At 37.2% G+C, this 17,602-nt stretch carries 13 protein-coding genes; 8 read left to right on the plus strand and 5 right to left on the minus strand.

The genetic code is table 11. The features are described 5' to 3' along the window. Positions 1 to 111: 111 nt before the first annotated feature. Positions 112 to 1,152, plus strand: a complete 1,041-nt coding sequence (locus tag IW22_RS04530; protein ID WP_034724444.1) for a GMP reductase — start codon at positions 112 to 114, stop codon at positions 1,150 to 1,152. Between the two features lie 100 nt (positions 1,153 to 1,252). Here IW22_RS04530 and fabG read toward each other — a convergent pair whose 3' ends face one another. The 4 genes from fabG to IW22_RS04550 form a co-directional block, all read right to left on the minus strand. Then, complete coding sequence (gene fabG, locus IW22_RS04535; protein WP_034724743.1) at positions 1,253 to 1,996, minus strand: 3-oxoacyl-[acyl-carrier-protein] reductase; 744 nt, start codon at positions 1,994 to 1,996, stop codon at positions 1,253 to 1,255. Positions 1,997 to 2,169: 173 nt separating this feature from the next. Next, positions 2,170 to 3,678 (minus strand): WG repeat-containing protein, encoded by a 1,509-nt coding sequence (locus tag IW22_RS04540; protein WP_131401684.1) that lies wholly within the window; start codon positions 3,676 to 3,678, stop codon positions 2,170 to 2,172. 5 nt (positions 3,679 to 3,683) lie between these two features. Next, positions 3,684 to 4,358: a 16S rRNA (cytidine(1402)-2'-O)-methyltransferase gene (rsmI, locus tag IW22_RS04545; RefSeq protein ID WP_034724446.1), complete on the minus strand. Its 675-nt coding sequence runs from the start codon at positions 4,356 to 4,358 to the stop codon at positions 3,684 to 3,686. Positions 4,359 to 4,360: 2 nt separating this feature from the next. Beyond that, positions 4,361 to 5,863, minus strand: coding sequence for a hypothetical protein (locus IW22_RS04550; protein WP_034724447.1), 1,503 nt, complete (start codon positions 5,861 to 5,863; stop codon positions 4,361 to 4,363). A 61-nt stretch (positions 5,864 to 5,924) separates the two neighbouring features. Between IW22_RS04550 and IW22_RS04555 the strand changes: the two genes are divergently transcribed. From IW22_RS04555 to IW22_RS04580, 6 genes are all read left to right on the plus strand, one after another. Continuing rightward, on the plus strand, positions 5,925 to 6,515 hold the full coding sequence (locus IW22_RS04555) for a thymidine kinase (RefSeq protein WP_034724448.1): 591 nt from the start codon (positions 5,925 to 5,927) through the stop codon (positions 6,513 to 6,515). 192 nt (positions 6,516 to 6,707) lie between these two features. Continuing rightward, positions 6,708 to 9,155, plus strand: a complete 2,448-nt coding sequence (locus tag IW22_RS04560) for a bifunctional UDP-N-acetylmuramoyl-tripeptide:D-alanyl-D-alanine ligase/alanine racemase (protein WP_034724450.1) — start codon at positions 6,708 to 6,710, stop codon at positions 9,153 to 9,155. A gap of 2 nt (positions 9,156 to 9,157) precedes the next feature. Continuing rightward, the gene (locus IW22_RS04565; RefSeq protein ID WP_034724451.1) at positions 9,158 to 11,314 is read left to right on the plus strand and encodes a patatin-like phospholipase family protein; all 2,157 of its coding nucleotides are present in this window, start codon (positions 9,158 to 9,160) and stop codon (positions 11,312 to 11,314) included. A 4-nt stretch (positions 11,315 to 11,318) separates the two neighbouring features. Then, entirely contained in the window at positions 11,319 to 11,741 is a 423-nt protein-coding gene (gene ybeY / locus IW22_RS04570) for an rRNA maturation RNase YbeY (RefSeq protein ID WP_034724453.1), read from the plus strand. A 147-nt stretch (positions 11,742 to 11,888) separates the two neighbouring features. Beyond that, entirely contained in the window at positions 11,889 to 13,751 is a 1,863-nt protein-coding gene (gene mnmG / locus IW22_RS04575) for a tRNA uridine-5-carboxymethylaminomethyl(34) synthesis enzyme MnmG (RefSeq protein WP_034724454.1), read from the plus strand. Positions 13,752 to 13,866: 115 nt separating this feature from the next. Next, the gene (locus tag IW22_RS04580) at positions 13,867 to 14,688 is read left to right on the plus strand and encodes a class I SAM-dependent methyltransferase (protein ID WP_034724455.1); all 822 of its coding nucleotides are present in this window, start codon (positions 13,867 to 13,869) and stop codon (positions 14,686 to 14,688) included. 589 nt (positions 14,689 to 15,277) lie between these two features. On the opposite strand, the gene IW22_RS04585 is transcribed toward IW22_RS04580, so the two are convergent. After that, complete coding sequence (locus tag IW22_RS04585) at positions 15,278 to 16,468, minus strand: phosphoglycerate kinase (protein ID WP_034724457.1); 1,191 nt, start codon at positions 16,466 to 16,468, stop codon at positions 15,278 to 15,280. Positions 16,469 to 17,022: 554 nt separating this feature from the next. Between IW22_RS04585 and rpiB the strand changes: the two genes are divergently transcribed. Beyond that, positions 17,023 to 17,457: a ribose 5-phosphate isomerase B gene (gene rpiB / locus IW22_RS04590; RefSeq protein WP_034724458.1), complete on the plus strand. Its 435-nt coding sequence runs from the start codon at positions 17,023 to 17,025 to the stop codon at positions 17,455 to 17,457. Positions 17,458 to 17,602 lie beyond the last annotated feature (145 nt).

Genomic DNA, 17,602 nt, shown 5'->3' on the forward strand with positions numbered 1-17,602 from the left:
GCTCTGACTCTCAAACCCGTTTCACAGGTTAAAAAATCCATAAAACCGTCTCTTTTCAATTTTCCCTTAAAAGTTTTCCCTACATTTATTCTTATTAATTTTTTCCAGATTATGAGAATAGAATATGATATAAAGCTTGGATTCAAGGATGTAATGTTCCGTCCCAAACGTTCTACATTAAAATCCCGTTCAGAAGTGAATCTTGAAAGAGAATTTACATTCAAGCATACTAAAAAGAAATGGAGAGGTGTTCCTCTGATCGCAGCCAATATGGATACGGTAGGAACTTTTGAAATGGCAGTAGAACTGGCCAAAGACAAGATTATTACGGCCGTTCATAAGCATTATACTCCCGAAGAATGGAGCCTGTTTCTGGACAGCCAGCCGGAAAGCATTCATCAATATATTGCCTTAAGTACCGGAACCGGAAAAGCGGATGAGGAAAAACTCAGACTGATTCTCGAAAAGCACCCAAAAATCGAGTTTCTGTGCATTGATGTAGCCAATGGCTATTCTGAGCATTTCGTTGGATTTGTGAAGAAGGCAAGGGCTAATTTCCCTGATAAAATCATCATCGCAGGAAATGTAGTGACCGGGGAAATGGTGGAAGAACTTCTTCTTGTAGGAGCAGATATCATCAAAGTAGGTATCGGGCCTGGTTCGGTGTGTACAACGAGAGTCAAGACTGGCGTAGGTTATCCTCAGCTTTCTGCCATTATTGAGTGTTCTGATGCTGCCCACGGCCTTGGAGGACACATTATTGCTGACGGAGGCTGCAAGGTGCCGGGAGATGTGGCTAAAGCTTTTGGTGGAGGCGCAGATTTCGTAATGTTAGGTGGCATGTTTGCCGGTCATGATGAAAGCGGCGGTGAAATCATTGAAGAGAACGGAAAAAAATACCGTTTATTTTATGGAATGAGTTCCAAAACGGCTATGGATAAACATTCAGGAGGCGTAGCAGAATACCGTGCCTCGGAAGGAAAAACAGTAAAAGCGGTTTATAAAGGTCCTGTTTCGGAGACCGTAAAAGATATTTTGGGCGGTGTACGTTCTACCTGTACCTATGTGGGAGCTTCCCAACTTAAAGAATTGTCTAAGAGAACTACTTTTATAAGGGTTCAGGAGCAGGAAAACCAGGTTTTTAAGGATTAAAAAAATCTCACGCAGATTTAGCAGATTCAACAGATTTTTAATTCAATTACATAATAAAATAGGCTGTACATGATTTGTACAGCCTGTTATTTTTTTATGATTAAGTCAGCATTCCGCCGTCTACGTTCAGGGTTTGTCCTGTAATATAAGAAGACATTTCGCTTCCCAGGAAGATACAAGCATTGGCAACATCTTTTGTCTGTCCTGCTCTCTTCATCGGAATTCTGTCTCTCCAGGCCTGAAGGGTTTTCTCATCCAGATCTGCAGTCATTTCAGTTTCAGTGAATCCTGGAGCCACAGCGTTACATCTGATACTTCTTGATCCTAATTCCAGTGCAATAGATTTAGTAAATCCGATTACTCCGGCTTTAGAAGCTGCATAGTTGGACTGTCCCGGATTTCCGCTGATCCCAACTACAGAAGTCATATTGATAATAGATCCTGATTTAGCCTTCATCATCGGCTTGATTACCGCTTTTGTAAGGTTAAATACTGAATCCAAATTGATTCTCATTACCTGATCCCAGTCATCTTTAGACATTCTCAACAACAGGTTATCTCTTGTGATTCCGGCATTGTTGATCAGAATATCGATCTTTCCGAACTCTTCCATTACATCATCGATTAACTTTTGAGCTGCATCATAATCTGATGCGTCAGACTGATATCCTTTGATCTTCGTTACAGAACTTAAAGCTGCCTCTAATGCTTGAGCTTTATCTACAGAGCCGGCATAGGTAAATGCCACCTGTGCGCCCTGTTCAGCATACATTTCAGCAATTTTCTTTCCGATTCCTCTTGTAGCTCCGGTGATTAGTGCTACTTTTCCTTCTAATAGTTTCATCATATCTCTTGATAATTATATTCTTAGTAAATACTTCCGTTTTTGATAAAACGGCAATATAGTATATTTAATTTTATACGAATTAAACAGTCCGCAAAGATATTATAAATTGTTATTCAATGCATTCCAAATCATCAAATTACTTAAAATTTTTCGCTGTTTTTTATCATATTCTAAAGACGGCTGCCGCTGTTTTTAAACCTTGTAAAATAAAGAATATCCGTTTTCTTATCTTTATCCAGCCTCAAAACTTCCTTCTGCCAATAATATTTATCATAAATAATATCTTTCAATGGCTCGTTTTGAAAGTTCACAACTCCATATTTATCCTGCTTCTTCACCACAATCTCATTCTCAGAATTTTCAAATGCAATAATGTCATCGTAGATAAAAGGAACGATCTCCTTCCCTTTTTCATCAATGATTCCGTATAAATTACTGGCATTTCTGCAAACTACCGGTTTCGAATACAGGTTAAAAATATTGAAAAAATCCGGTTCCTGTTCTTTGATGGCAATAATATTCTTAAGCACTGAAGTTGATCTGTTAAGGACAGAAAATTGATAGTAACCATCTTGTTTTTTAATGATCAGTTGATCGGGAAAGAAAGCAATGACCTGGGTATTTTCATCCAGAATATTTTTCAGATCCTGATTCAGAAACTGTTCTTCCTGACCTTTTTTAAGATAAATAAAATCTTTTCCTGAAATGCTGAAGCTTTGTATAAAATCATATTCCTGAGGAACAACGATCTCTCCATTAAGTTTCACCACTCCCGTTTTCTTTGATTTATCACTGTAAACACTGAACAGATCATTGAACAGTGGCGTTAAATACTTGAAATTGTTTGGATAAAGTTTCCTGTCTTTTTTATTGAAAACGGTTGCTTTTCCTTTTTTTCTGAGATAAACATACTCTTTCGCTCCAAAATACTCTGGTGAAGCATCATCATAGATTTCTTCAGCAAGAATGTTTTCTTCGGCATCTACTAAACCATATTTCCCTGTTGTTCTGCTCTTTGTGATCAGATACGGATAAGAAGCTAAACTGTAAATCTGCGCCGAGAACTTATGAAGAGTCTGCCCGTTTTTTCCGATGATTTCGCTTTGATTATCTTCATTAATGATCAATGCTTTACCATTTTCAAAATGATAATCCTCTTTGAATTCACGGGGACTGACCTGCTTTCCTTCCAGATCATATAAAAACCAGACTTTATCTTTTTTCACGAAAAAACGGTCTTCCGCCACAAACAGGATTCTCTCAGAATAAGGGATAATTTCTTTTCCCTGATAGTCATAAACCGCTTCTTTTCCCTCTTTTGAAGAGATGATACGCTTTTTACTCAGCCAGGGTGTATTGAAGCTCTGATCGTCTAAAGGAAGCAATTCGGTTCCTTTTTCATCAATGATGGCAGATTTAGTTTTATAACCGGATTCTCCTGATGTAAGAATGAAACGGTTTTTAAAAATATGTGAAATACTGTGAGCAGATTCAAACGTAACATTTCCCAATGAATCGACAATGCTCTCTTTTTTATTTTTCGAATCGTAAACCGTTCCGTAGCCTTCTGAGTAGGAATGAACCTCCATCCCTATCTTTTTGGACAAAAGGATCTTGGTATACTGATTGGTCTGGGCCATACACACTGACGAACACAGTGCGAAAACTAAGTTTTTCAATGAATTTAAATAGAATTGTTGACAATAAGAACGATCTCTCCTTTTAAAGTTTTGCTTTTGGAAAATTCAATTAATTCATTGATTGTTCCGCGTTTGGTTTCTTCAAATTTTTTGGAAATTTCCCTGCTCAGACTGGCTTTTGTTTCTTCACCGAAGAATTCTTTGATCTGCTCCAGGGTGGTATTGATCTTATGCGGGCTTTCGTACAAAACAATTGTCTTTTTCTCTTCTGCAAGCTGCTTCAGCTTAGTTTGTCTTCCTTTTTTCTGAGGGAGAAATCCTGCAAACAGGAATTCGTTGTTCGGAAGTCCGGACACCACAAGTGCCGGAATCAGAGCTGTTGCTCCGGGAAGACAAATCATTTCGATATTGTTGTCTGCTCCTGCTTTTGCCAATAAGTAACCAGGATCTGATATTCCGGGTGTTCCGGCATCGGTAATGATCGCGATATTCTGACCGCTTTTAAGATCAGCAACTACTTTTTCAGTAGCCTGATGCTCGTTGTGAAGATGATAGGATTTTAAAGGTTTGGAGATCTCGTAATGCTTTAAAAGTATTCCAGATGTCCTTGTGTCTTCACATAAAATATAGTCAACTTCCTTGAGGACTTTTACAGCCCTGAAGGTCATATCTTCAAGGTTCCCGACGGGCGTGGGAACAAAATATAGGATTCCGCTCAAAATTATAAGAATTTATTTTCTACCAATATCCAGAGTCTCTGGGCATATTCATCTACTTTACTCCACTTTCTGTCGTAATAAAGGTCGCTGAGATATTCCTTTGCTTCTTCCAGGTTTCTGAAACTGTTTAACCGGGCTACCGTTTCGTTCAGATCCGTCTGGCTTCCGCCGAACAGCGTTTTTGAAAAGGCAATTCTGTCATTCAGATCCAGTCTGAATTCAGGTTTTACCTTATCAGCCTCCATAAATTGGGTAGGAATGTTGGTTTTCAGAATGCCTCCCTGCTCTTCTTTTACTTCAGGGGCAGGCTTTTCGTGCGGCACTTCCCTTTCCAGAGGATCGTCGTCAAAAAGTGTCTGTACAGCTTTCAGTCCTTTGATATTGGCCAGTTTTATTTTTTTCTCCTGCTGATAGGCATCGAGGTCTTCGAAGCTCTCATCAGAGGCTAGTTTTTGGTTTTCTGTTTCCGGGAACGGTTTATCTATATCGACAATTTTTCTTCTGTCATAGACTTCCGCAAGAATGGTTTCTTCCCTTTCTTCCAAAGGAAAATCATTTTTTATCTCACTTAAGATACCTTCCACATTAGACGTTTCCGTAAGCATTTCTCCCTGCTCGATGGTTACATTGGATGCAATGAACTGCTCTTCGTTTTCCTCGATCAGAATTTCGTCTTCCAGCATTTCAGTGTCGAAAATACTTGGAATTCTTTCAGTCTGTTCTTTGGTTTTTTCAGGAGTATCCAGCTCTGGTTCTTCTGTTTCAGGGTTGTTTGAAGCATTTGTTTCATGTGAAACGTTATCTTCATCTTCGTCCAGTTCATTCAGCTGATGATTGAAAACTACCTCCTCTTCCGTAGTTTCGGTGATGAATAAATCTTCATTGAGATCTTCATCATTATCCGGTTTCGCATCGGCAAGGATTCTTTCTTCATCCACAAAGCTTAAAACTTTTTCATTGGTATTGAAAGATTCATTTTCATCAATTTCGTTCAACTGATTATTGAAAACGGCTTCCTCTTCCGTAAGATCATGCTGAGAAACTTTTTCCTGAGCCTCTTCAGCAGGAGCCTGTCCGTAGTTTTCCTCTGCAAAACTGACGATATTCTCATGGAATTCATTTTCTACGATCTCATCGAGCTGATGATTAAATTTTTCCTCTTCATCCACTGATGCAGTTGAATAATTTTCACCTTCGTTTTCATCAATTTCATTGAACTCATTATTGAAGATCGCCTCTTCTTCCGTCACTTCATGATTAGACTCATGTCCGTCATCAGAAAGGGATGAAATGTACTGGCTCTCTGTGTTCTGCTGAGAATGATCGGTAATAAAGTACTCGATATTTTTCTCCAGCAACCTTAAAAAAGAGATCCTGTTCGCAAGCTCATCTACAAGATCCTGCTTGGAAAGTAATTCATCTACGTTGTTTATTTTCTCCAAAATATCGATGATATTCTTGGATTCAAAAAAAATTTTTTCCTTTAAATCTTGGATGTTCTGCATAATAAGAATCTTATTAAAATTGCTTACTTTTGATCTTAAAAATATACGGCTAATTTAACAAATGTTTTTAGAAAATACAATTAATCATTCCAAACAAAGTGGTTGGATGGAAGTTATTTGTGGCTCTATGTTTTCGGGAAAAACCGAAGAGCTGATCCGAAGATTGCGAAGAGCAGAAATGGCGGGTCAGAACGTGGAAATTTTTAAACCGAGACTGGATACACGATATTCTGAAGAGGACGTTGTTTCTCACAATCAGAATAAAATCCGTAGTACAGCAGTAGATAATCCCAATGAAATTCTTCTGCTGGCCTCAAACTGCGATGTGGTGGGAATAGATGAAGCACAGTTTTTTGATGAAAGCATTGTAGATATTGCCAATCAGCTTGCCAACAGTGGCGTAAGAGTGGTTGTGGCAGGCCTAGATATGGATTTCCTGGGTCGTCCGTTCGGACCAATGCCTAATTTAATGGCGACTGCAGAATACGTTACAAAAGTGCATGCTATTTGCAAGAGAACAGGGAATCTGGCCAACTACTCTATGAGAATTTCCCAGGGAAATGATCTGGTGGAACTTGGCGAAACAGAAAGCTATGAAGCAGTAAGCCGACGCGTTTTTATTGACGAAATGCTTTTAAGAAATAAAAAATAATACCGCACAGCGGATGGATGATCTCGAAGGCGCAAAGTTATTTCTGCATGTACAAAAGTATCTGTATTAATTATTTTGCGCCTTTGCAGTGGTCCAGAAAAAATAAATTAACTTGTAAAGGTAAATGGGCAAAGTTTCAGCTTCCCCCAAATTTACCATCAGTGAGCTCAAAATAAAGCAGAAGGGGTACCAATGAACTATACAGTAAAACAAATTGCAGACATCACCAATGCACAGATCATTGGAGATAAGGATTTAGTGATCAGAAATATAGCGTTTGACAGCAGAATTATTTATTCAACGAAAAATACGGCATTTGTAGCGATCAATACGCACAAAAATTCCGGTGAAAAATTCATTGAATCTGCCATAGACCGCGGTATTGCTGTGATTATTTCTGAGCATCAGTATCCGCAGTTTGAAAATATTACATGGATCATTGTTGAAAATTCGGTGGACTTTCTTCAGCAACTCGCGAAGTACCATTTCGAAAATGCTCACCTTAAATCTATCGGAATTACAGGAAGCAACGGGAAAACTATTTTAAAAGAATGGCTTTATCAATGCCTCTGGAATGAGTTTCCAACCGTAAAAAGTCCGAAAAGTTTTAATTCTCAAATCGGTCTTCCGCTTTCCCTGCTTCAAATCAACAGTTCGTATGAACTTGGAATTTTTGAAGTAGGAATTTCAAAGCCGCATGAGATGGAAAAACTGGAACATATATTCCATCCGCAGATCGGACTGCTTACGCATATCGGAAATGCCCACGCAGCCAATTTTCAATCTGAAGAAGAGCTGATCGATGAAAAGATCATGCTTTTTAAAGGTTCTGAAGTCATTATTTACAATGGCGACAATGCATTGGTTGACCAAAAAATAAAGACATTATATTCTGATAAAAAATTAATTTCTTACGGATTTAAAAACAACAACCAGGTTTTTATCAAAGAAAACATTTCTAAGGATGAAAAAATTACAGTTGTTTATTTTGACGAAGAAATCTCCTTCCCTGTTCATCAGAGAGATGAAGCTACTTTGACGAATGCTCTGGCTTTAATCACCGTTTTAAAAGAACTGAATATCGATAATCAAAAGATCATCGAAAAGATCAATTCTTTAAAGGCTGTGGAAATGCGTCTGGAAGCCATTGAAGGCATTAAAAACAATATTGTCATCAATGATTCTTTTAATCTGGATCTTGATTCTCTGAAAACCGCGCTTCAGTTTCTGAATGAGTATAAGAAATCTAAAAAATCGCTGGTTTTAACGGACATTGTAGGGGTTAATTCCAATTCAGAGGAACTTTATGAAGAAGTTTCCGAACTGGTGAATGATCAGAATTTCGATTCTGTATTCTTAATTGGTGATGAAATATCAAAGTTTAGTGAATTATTTAAAGCTAAAACGTCTACTTTCGTCAATACTAAAGAATTAATTGACAGTAAACGACTTACAGAAATTGAAAACCAGATCATTCTTCTGAAAGGAGCCAGAAAATTTGAAATCGAGAAGCTTAAAGATATTCTTGAACTCAGAAAGCATGACACCGTTCTGGAGATCAATCTGAATGCAATTCTTCATAATATTAATTATCATAAGTCCCTCCTGAAGCCAGAAACCAAAATGATGGCTATGGTAAAAGCAAATGCTTACGGATTGGGCAGTTATGAAATTTCTGAATTTCTACAGCATCACCACATTGACTATCTAGGCGTTGCCTATGCTGACGAAGGTGTAGAGCTCCGTAAAAAAGGAATCACCACTCCTATAGTGGTCATGAATCCTGAGCAGCACAGTTACGAAGCAATTATTGAATATAATTTAGAACCAGAAATTTACAGTTTCAGAGTTTTGGAATTATTCTATGAAGCGGTTCAGAAGTCCGGTTATGATAAAAAATATCCGATTCACATCAAGCTGGAAACCGGTATGCACCGTCTTGGTTTTAAAGATTTTGAATTGGATCAGCTCAGCGAAACTTTAAGCAGTAAAAATGTAAAAGTTCAGAGCTTATTTAGTCACTTGTCTTCATCTGACATGCCTGAGGAAAAAGAATTTACATTCAGACAGTTTGAAGTTTTTGAAAAGAATTCCAGCTATCTGATTGAAAAGCTGGGCTATGCTCCTATCCGACATATTTTAAATTCCTCAGGAATAACAAGTTATACAGAACAGCAGTATGACATGGTAAGAATCGGGATCGGAATGATCGGTGAATCACCATGTAGTGAAATACAGAAACAGCTTCAGTCAGTGGTAAGCTTTAAAACCGTAATTTCGCAGATATCAACAGTAGATACCGGAGAATCTGTAGGTTACAGCAGAAAATACAAACCTGATCATGCGGCAAAGATCGCTACCATTCCTGTAGGCTATGCAGACGGAATTCCGAGACTGATCGGAAACCAGGTAGGTAATGTAGGCGTTAATAAGATTCTGGCCCCGATTGTCGGCAATATCTGTATGGATATGATGATGATCAATGTAGACCAGATTCCCAATGTTAAAGAAGGTGATACGGTGACCGTTTTTAATGCAAAACCAAGTTTAAAAGAATTCGCAGGCTACTGCAAAACAATCACTTATGAAGTGCTAACATCCATTTCGCCCCGGGTGAAACGGATATATATAAAAGACTAGTTATGAGAAAACTCCTAATCCTTCTCTTCGTATTCCAACTCCTGATGATCCATTCACAAGTGAAAAAGGATCTGGTCATACCAAAAAATCCCAGAATAGGACTTTCCCTTGCCGGTGGCGGTGCCAAAGGTTTTTCACATGTAGGAGTACTGAAAGTGTTAGACTCATTGGGAGTAAAAGTAGATTATATTTCCGGAACCAGCATGGGTGCCATTGTGGGTGGTCTGTACGCTTCAGGATATTCCGGGAAAGAAATCGAGAAGATCGTGATGGATACCGATTTCTATTCTCTGATCATGGATCCGAAATCCAGACAGGAATCTTCTTTCTTTAATAAATCTGTCGATAAATATCTTTTATCCATTCCACTAAAAAACGGGAAAATATCACTTCCCTCCTCTATAAGTTCAGGACAGAGAAATGTTTATCTTCTCAAGGAACTTTTCAAAAACGTTTCCAATATTGATGATTTCTCCAAACTTCCTATTCCTTTTATGTGCGTTGCTACCAATCTTGAAAGTGGCAATATGCAGATTTTTGAAAAGGGAGATCTCGTGCAGTCCATAATGGCCAGCTCGGCCTTCCCTTCTCTTATGGATCCAGTAAAAATCGGGGATAGCATTTATATTGACGGGGCGATGACGGTTAATTATCCTTCAAAGCCATTAAAGGATAAAGGAATCGATATCGTGATCGGTGTGGACCTTAATCAGGATTTATCGACGAGAGAGGATTTAAGCAATATTATATCCATCCTTAATCAAGTTATTGATTTTGGAATTAAAAGAGACACCAGAAAACAGTACAAATACACGGATATTAACATTAAGCCGAATCTGAAAGGAATGACGGCTACCAGCTACGACGATAAAAAGAAAATTCTCGACAGCGGCTATGCAGAAGGCATGAAATATACCGCTGTATTGGATCAGCTGCCAAAACGTTCGTTTGACCGCCTTAGAGAGCGCGTAAATCCAATATATTCCAATGTATATAAGATAGACAGCATTTCTTTGGATGGAGGCCGTATTTACGGTAAAAACTACGTTCTGGGGAAAATGGGACTGCGTCTCCCCTCTCTGCAGACTTATGGCAGTATCAATAAGAAAATTGATAAGCTTGTAGCTACCAATAACTACCGTTTTATCAATTATGATATCATTCCGGAAAATGATGCGAATTACCTTAAACTCTATGTTACGGAAGATGATGCCCGCCACTTTTTAAAAGTCGGACTGCATTATGATGAAGTTTTCAAAACAGGACTTCTTTTAAATTATTCAGGAAAACGTCTTTTATTTAAGAATTCAAATCTTTCCCTGGATGTAGTTGTCGGAGATAAACCAAGATATTATCTGAACTATTTTATTGATAACGGATACATTCCAGGTTTCGGTATTTACTCTTCCGGAATGAGCTTCGATCTTAAAAATGTAGACAATAATATCGTAGATAAGTGGGAATGGTTCAGAAATGAAGCCTATATACAGTCTGTATGGAGAGATAAATTCGCCATTGGAGGTGGAATAAGCCACGATTACTTTGGTGCCGAAATAAACGGTGTACACGAGAGATACATGCGTTTCTTAAATCCGTATGTATTCTTAAAAAGTGATACCCAAGACGACAAAGACTTCCCTTCCAGAGGGATTTATATCAATGCTGAAGGTAAAGTAATTGATCTTTTAAAGTCTGAAGTTGATAAAAGGATCATCCAGGTTAAAGCTGATATAAGACTTAATGTTCCGCTTTCAAAGCAATTCACGTATCGTCTGAATCTTTACGGAGGAATTACCATTGGGGACAATCTTCCGGAGTTCTACCAATACAGACTGGGTGGAATTTTTGAACAGAACCTTATTAACTTCAAAAGCTTTGGAGGCTTTTATTTTGCTCAATTGAACACTAACAATGTTGTATTGATCTCAAACGATGTCCAGTTTAAATTTAATAAAAGCTATTTTATCAGTGGAAACTTCAGCTTTGCCAATCTTTCAGATGACATCAAATTTGAAGATGCTGTTAAAGTAAATTATAGCTCAGTGGGACTTACGGCTGGATACAAATCTCCTTTCGGGCAGATTAAAGTCAACTTCAGCCATTCACTTAAAAACAATCAAAAAGGCATATTCAGTGTTATTTTAGGGCACTGGTTTTAATACAATGATACAATTTTTTTACGAAAACTTACAGGAATCTGTCAGTACAGATTATCAAAAATGGCTGGAAGATATCATTCTTTCAGAAGGAAAAAAAACAGGCGAAATCAATTATATTTTCTGCGATGACGAATATCTGCTTAAGATCAATCAGGATTATCTGCAGCATGATTATTATACCGATATCATCACTTTCGATTATGTAAAAGGCAAAACAATAAGCGGAGAGATTTTCGTATCTTTGCAGCGAATTTCAGACAACGCTTCTACTCTATCCAGAGATTACGAAGAAGAATTAAAAAGGGTCTTGGCTCATGGCATTCTTCACCTCGCAGGATACAAGGATAAGACAGAAGAAGAGGAGAAAGAGATGCGCAGAATGGAAGATCTTTATCTGGCTAAATTCAGAGATTTAAATCCTGAATAAATTGAAGAATCACTTAAGAAGCAATTCGTAAAGTGCTTAAAGCTAGATAGAATTACAACTCACTTGTAGTGCATTCTCTAAAAATGTTTCACGTGAAACATTCATAGAAAATATTAAAATTAAAGGCTTTAAAAAAGCAATATAAAAATGATTTCAGATACATATGACGTAATCGTAGTAGGTGCCGGACACGCAGGTTGTGAAGCTGCAGCAGCTGCCGCGAACCTGGGTTCAAAGACCCTACTTGTTACCATGAATATGCAGACCATCGGACAGATGAGCTGCAACCCGGCAATGGGAGGAATCGCAAAAGGACAGATCGTAAGAGAGATTGATGCTATGGGAGGATACTCCGGAATTATAGCAGATAAATCCGCGATTCAGTTCAAAATGCTGAACCTTTCCAAGGGCCCTGCGATGTGGTCTCCAAGAACTCAAAATGACAGAATGCTTTTTGCAGAAGAGTGGAGATTGGCATTAGAAAATACACCCAATCTTGATTTTTTTCAGGACATGGTGAAACAGCTTATTGTAGAAAATAATAAGGTGACCGGAGTTGTTACTTCTTTAGGAATTGAGATAAAAAGTAAATCCGTTGTTCTTACCAACGGAACATTTCTAAACGGATTGATTCACGTTGGAGATAAACAATTAGGCGGAGGAAGAATGGGCGAACCAAGAGCATTCGGAATTACCGAACAATTGGTAAGTTTAGGTTTTGAAGCCGGAAGAATGAAAACAGGAACTCCTCCCCGCGTAGACGGAAGAAGTCTTGATTATTCTAAAATGGAAGAACAGAAAGGAGATGAAAAACCTCAGAAGTTCAGCTATACGGATACTCCGAAATTAACAAAACAGTTAAGCTGTCATATCGTTTATACCAATGAAACCGTACACGATATTCTTCGTGAAGGTTTCGACAGAAGCCCAATGTTTAATGGTACGATTCAAAGTTTAGGTCCGAGATACTGTCCAAGTATCGAAGATAAAATCAACCGTTTTGCAGAAAGAACAAGACATCAGCTTTTCGTAGAACCGGAAGGATGGAGAACTGTAGAGATCTATGTAAACGGATTTAGCTCTTCTCTTCCTGAGGATGTACAGATCAAAGCCATGAAACATATTCCAGGTTTTGAAAATGTAAAAGTGTTCCGTCCGGGTTATGCTATTGAGTATGACTACTTCCCTCCTACCCAGCTAAAACATACTTTAGAAACCAAACTGATCGACAATTTATATTTTGCCGGACAGATCAATGGAACTACTGGATATGAAGAAGCTGCAGGCCAGGGATTAATTGCCGGAATCAATGCCCATAATAAAGTACACGATAAAGAAGATTTCATACTGAACAGAGATGAAGCGTATATCGGCGTATTGATCGATGATTTGATTACAAAAGGAACTGAAGAGCCATATAGAATGTTCACTTCCCGTGCAGAATACAGGCTTTTACTAAGACAGGATAACGCTGATATCAGATTAACTGAAAAAGCATATCATCTAGGTCTTGCAAAAGAAGACAGATTAAGAAAAGTCGAAACGAAAGTAACTAAGAGTCAGGAACTTGAGTCGTTTTTAAGAGAAACTTCTTTAAAGCCAGGTGTTATCAATCCTATTCTGGAAACTATCGACAGTAACCCTGTAGATCAGGCTTACAGAGCAGCACAATTCCTTACCAGACCTAATATTACATTGGATAAGCTTGATGCCATTGATACTATTAAGGAATTTTCTTCTCAATATGACGAGGAAATCAGAGAGCAGGCAGAGATCAATATCAAATACAAAGGATATATTGAAAAAGAAAAGGAGAATGTAGCTAAGCTTAACCGTCTGGAAAATATAAAAATTCCGGAAGATTTTGATTATAAAAGCCTTTCAAGCCTTTCTTCAGAAGCAAAACAGAAAATGTCTAATGTAAGACCTAAGACCATTGCACAGGCAGGAAGAATCAGTGGTGTTTCTCCGGCCGATATAAACGTTTTACTGGTCTATTTAGGACGTTAAATCAAAAATGTTTCACGTGAAACATTTGTAAATTAAAAGCAAAAATTAAGGTATTTATATGCGTTAAATCGAATCTCTAAATACCTTAATTTTAAAATATCAAGATATCAATTCAATGAGAATAAAGGATCATTTTCTTTCACAAGAAATATTTGAAATAAAAGAAACAGAAACAAAAGGAGTTTTCAAGACCACTCCTATTCCATCCAATATTTCTAAATATTATGAAAGCGAAGATTATATTTCCCACCACCAGGATTCAGGAAGTTTTAAAGAAAAACTATACAAATTTCTGCAGTCCTTTAATCTGCAATACAAGAAAAATATTCTTGCCGACAGAATAAAAAAAGGAGCAAAAGTTTTGGATTATGGTTGCGGAGCTGGAGAATTTGTAAAGTATATAGAAAAAGATTTTGAAACTTTTGGTTTCGAACCTGACGCTGATGCAAGAAAAGCTGCTCTCAACAAAATAGCTAAAGCAAAGGTTATTGATAATATTCAAAACATTCCTGATCATAGCTTAGATGCCATCACTTTATGGCATGTTTTTGAACATGTAGAGAACCAGGATGAAATGTTAAAAATATTTCACGGGAAATTAAAAGACAAAGGACTTTTAATAATTGCTGTTCCCAACCCTACTTCTTATGATGCCAAACATTACAAAGAATATTGGGCAGCGTACGATGTACCGCGACATATTTATCATTTCTCCAAAAATGGTATGGAAAATTTAATTTCGAAGAAACCGGATTGGAAAATGAGAAAAATCAAACCTTTGGTGTTGGACTCCTTTTACATCTCTATGTTGAGCGAAAAATACAAGAAATCCCCTCTTTTTTGGCTAAAAGCGGTCATCTACGGAACGATTTCTAACGTAAAGGCACTTTTTTCGAACGAATTTTCAAGTTTGATATACATTATCGAAAAAAGATAGAAAATCGATTTTTGAGCCATTTCTGAAGGCCAAATTTCACCTATTTCGATATAAAAAACAAAAACCCGGAGATTTTTCCGGGTTTTATTTTTGACATTAAGCTTTGATTAAAAAATTGAAGCAAGAAAAAATAAAACTCCCCTACTCTATTCTCTATAAAAATTATAAAATTAAAATTAGACCTCTCTAATTTAGAGTCCTTTAAATATTTTCTGAAATTTTCATTTTTTAAAATAAATTGGAAAAAATGTTAATTCACAAAAATTATAGAAATTTACAAAAGTCGGGCTACTCACCTTACTTTTTAAAATTAAGGATACATTCAAAAAAAACAGTCACGTGAAAAAATGGAGACACAAAAAAAATTAAGATTTTCTTTTTTTTGAACGAATTTTAAAGATTTACAAAAAACAGCCGATATCCACATCTTCCTAACAAATTTTGAAATCAGGTAGTGATTTTCCGAAATCCAGTATTTTAATCATAAAATCTAAAATTCCAGAAAAAAAGATCATTTCAAAAAATTTGTCACAGATAAAATAAAAAGACCGCCATTGCTGACGGTCTCCTATATAATAAAAATTAAAATCTATTTGTTGATGGCAGCAACTCCGGGAAGTTCCAAACCTTCCAGACTTTCCAACATCGCTCCTCCACCGGTAGAAACATAACTCACTTTTTCTCCGTAACCGAACTGCTTCACAAAAGCAACACTGTCACCTCCTCCCACTAGAGAGAACGCACCAAATTTTGTAGCTTCAGCAATACTGTCTCCAAGGGCAATAGTTCCTCCTGCAAAGTTGGACATTTCGAAAACTCCGATTGGACCGTTCCAAAGAATGGTTCTGGAATTTAGAAGAACATCATTGAACTGATCTCTTGATTTGTGACCGGCATCAAGTCCCATCCATCCTTCTGGAATTGCATAGATATCTGCTTCTTTTCTTTCCGCATCATTATTGAAACCTTCAGCAATGATAGCATCGGAAGGAAGATATACTTTTACCTGGTGCTCTTTCGCTTTTCCTAAGATCTCAAGAGCCAAAGGAAGTTTATCCTCTTCTACCAATGAGTTTCCAATTTTTCCGCCTAAAGCTTTAATAAAAGTAAATGCCATACCTCCTCCAATGATCAGATTATCTATAGCAGGAAGGATATTTTCTATAATGGTAATTTTAGTTGAAACTTTAGAACCTCCAAGTATCGCAGTTACAGGTCTTTCTCCTTTTCTCAGAACTTTATCAATCGCCTGAAGCTCTTTAGCCATCAGTAAACCGAAAAATTTAGTTGATTCGAAATATTGTGCAATCACAGCTGTGGAAGCATGTGCTCTGTGTGCAGTACCGAAAGCATCGTTTACAAAAGCATCACCCAACTTAGAAAGCTTTTCAGCAAATCCTTCATCCCCTTTCTCTTCCTCATTGTGGAAACGCAGGTTCTCCAACAGCAGGATCTCTCCCGGCTGAAGCTCAGAAGCAGCCTTTTCAGCCCTTTCTCCGATACATTCATCCACAAACTTCACTTCCTTTCCAAGAACGCTGGAAACTTCATCTACGATATGCTTAAGAGAAAACTCATCCTTCACTTCACCTTTTGGTCTTCCCAGGTGGGTCATCAGGATCACAGAACCTCCGTCATTAAGAATTTTTTCAACCGTCGGTTTTACAGCCGTGATTCTTGTATTGTCTGTCACTTTCAGCTGATCATCCTGCGGAACATTAAAGTCCACTCTTACCAGAGCCTTCTTGTCTTTAAAATTGAAATCATTGATTGTTTTCATAAGTATCGTTGAATTTTCGTTTCACAAATGTAAGCTTTTAAACTTTTTCAACAGATCCTCAAAAACAAAACTTTTGGAAAACTTTCCCCCAACCCAATCACCCACTAATCAACAATTTTTTTCTCTTTAAAGAAAAGAATAATGTAGTTGTTGTTGAGTATTGTTAGTTTCGGGGATAAGTTTTATCAAAATAATTGGTAACAATTAATTTTTATTCAATTCATATTTAATTCACATTGTAATATCTTGTAAATCTGCTTTTTCACATACTTATTAACAGATGTGAATAACTTTCCCACAAATCCATTATTAGTTATTTAATTATGGAAAAACTCGGGAGTAACTGAAGAAAAGAATTTGAAAGTTGTGGTTAAAATTTTGAAATAGATTTCCCATTACGAAATAAATTCATCTTTAAAAATAGAAAGTTGAGAAAAGTTTTCCACAGTTATTCACAGACCTTTTCACAAATTACCCCCGATTAACTAACAGACTTTGTTATTATTCTTACCTTTGTCTTGAAATAAAATCTAAAAAGACTTAATACAGGTATTATGAAAAGAAAAATAGCTATTGCTGCAGACCATGCAGGCTATGAATACAAGGAGATTGTTAAGAACTTTCTTTCAGAACGATTTGAAGTACAGGATTTTGGAACGTTCTCCACAGACAGTGTGGATTATCCGGACTTCGTACACCCTGCTGCAACCTCTGTGGAAAACGGAGAGAATGAACTGGGAATTTTGATCTGCGGAAGCGGAAACGGAGTACAGATCACGGCCAACAAACATCAGAAGATAAGATGTGCGCTTTGCTGGATGCCGGAGATCGCAGTGCTTGCCAGACAGCATAATGATGCGAATATGATCTCAATGCCTGCGAGATTTATCTCTAAGGAAGTGGCCATAGAAATTGCAGAGAAGTTTCTATCCACAGACTTTGAAGGTGGAAGACACCAAAACAGAGTTGACAAAATTGCTGTTTGCTAAAAATATAAAGGCCTGTAAATCAAATTACAGGCCTTATTTATTTTTTATTTTGTACATTTGCACCAGCTGATAGAAATTACCCCTCTATTATTTCCATACCGAACCTTATATATTTAAAAGATATTAATCAAAGGTTTTTCTCCCC

This window comes from Chryseobacterium sp. JM1 (assembly GCF_000737715.1).
In the GTDB taxonomy this organism is placed as follows: Bacteria; Bacteroidota; Bacteroidia; order Flavobacteriales; family Weeksellaceae; genus Chryseobacterium.

What these genes read in the sequence shown, in the direction of transcription:
- IW22_RS04530 (WP_034724444.1), top strand. Translation starts at nt 112, where the DNA reads ATGAGAATAGAATATGATATAAAGCTTGGATTCAAGGATGTAATGTTC.
- IW22_RS04560 (WP_034724450.1), top strand. Translation starts at nt 6,708, where the DNA reads ATGAACTATACAGTAAAACAAATTGCAGACATCACCAATGCACAGATC.
- rpiB (WP_034724458.1), top strand. Translation starts at nt 17,023, where the DNA reads ATGAAAAGAAAAATAGCTATTGCTGCAGACCATGCAGGCTATGAATAC.
- IW22_RS04580 (WP_034724455.1), top strand. Translation starts at nt 13,867, where the DNA reads ATGAGAATAAAGGATCATTTTCTTTCACAAGAAATATTTGAAATAAAA.
- mnmG (WP_034724454.1), top strand. Translation starts at nt 11,889, where the DNA reads ATGATTTCAGATACATATGACGTAATCGTAGTAGGTGCCGGACACGCA.
- IW22_RS04585 (WP_034724457.1), bottom strand. Translation starts at nt 16,468, where the DNA reads ATGAAAACAATCAATGATTTCAATTTTAAAGACAAGAAGGCTCTGGTA.
- IW22_RS04550 (WP_034724447.1), bottom strand. Translation starts at nt 5,863, where the DNA reads ATGCAGAACATCCAAGATTTAAAGGAAAAAATTTTTTTTGAATCCAAG.
- IW22_RS04565 (WP_034724451.1), top strand. Translation starts at nt 9,158, where the DNA reads ATGAGAAAACTCCTAATCCTTCTCTTCGTATTCCAACTCCTGATGATC.
- IW22_RS04555 (WP_034724448.1), top strand. Translation starts at nt 5,925, where the DNA reads ATGTTTTTAGAAAATACAATTAATCATTCCAAACAAAGTGGTTGGATG.
- ybeY (WP_034724453.1), top strand. Translation starts at nt 11,319, where the DNA reads ATGATACAATTTTTTTACGAAAACTTACAGGAATCTGTCAGTACAGAT.
- fabG (WP_034724743.1), bottom strand. Translation starts at nt 1,996, where the DNA reads ATGAAACTATTAGAAGGAAAAGTAGCACTAATCACCGGAGCTACAAGA.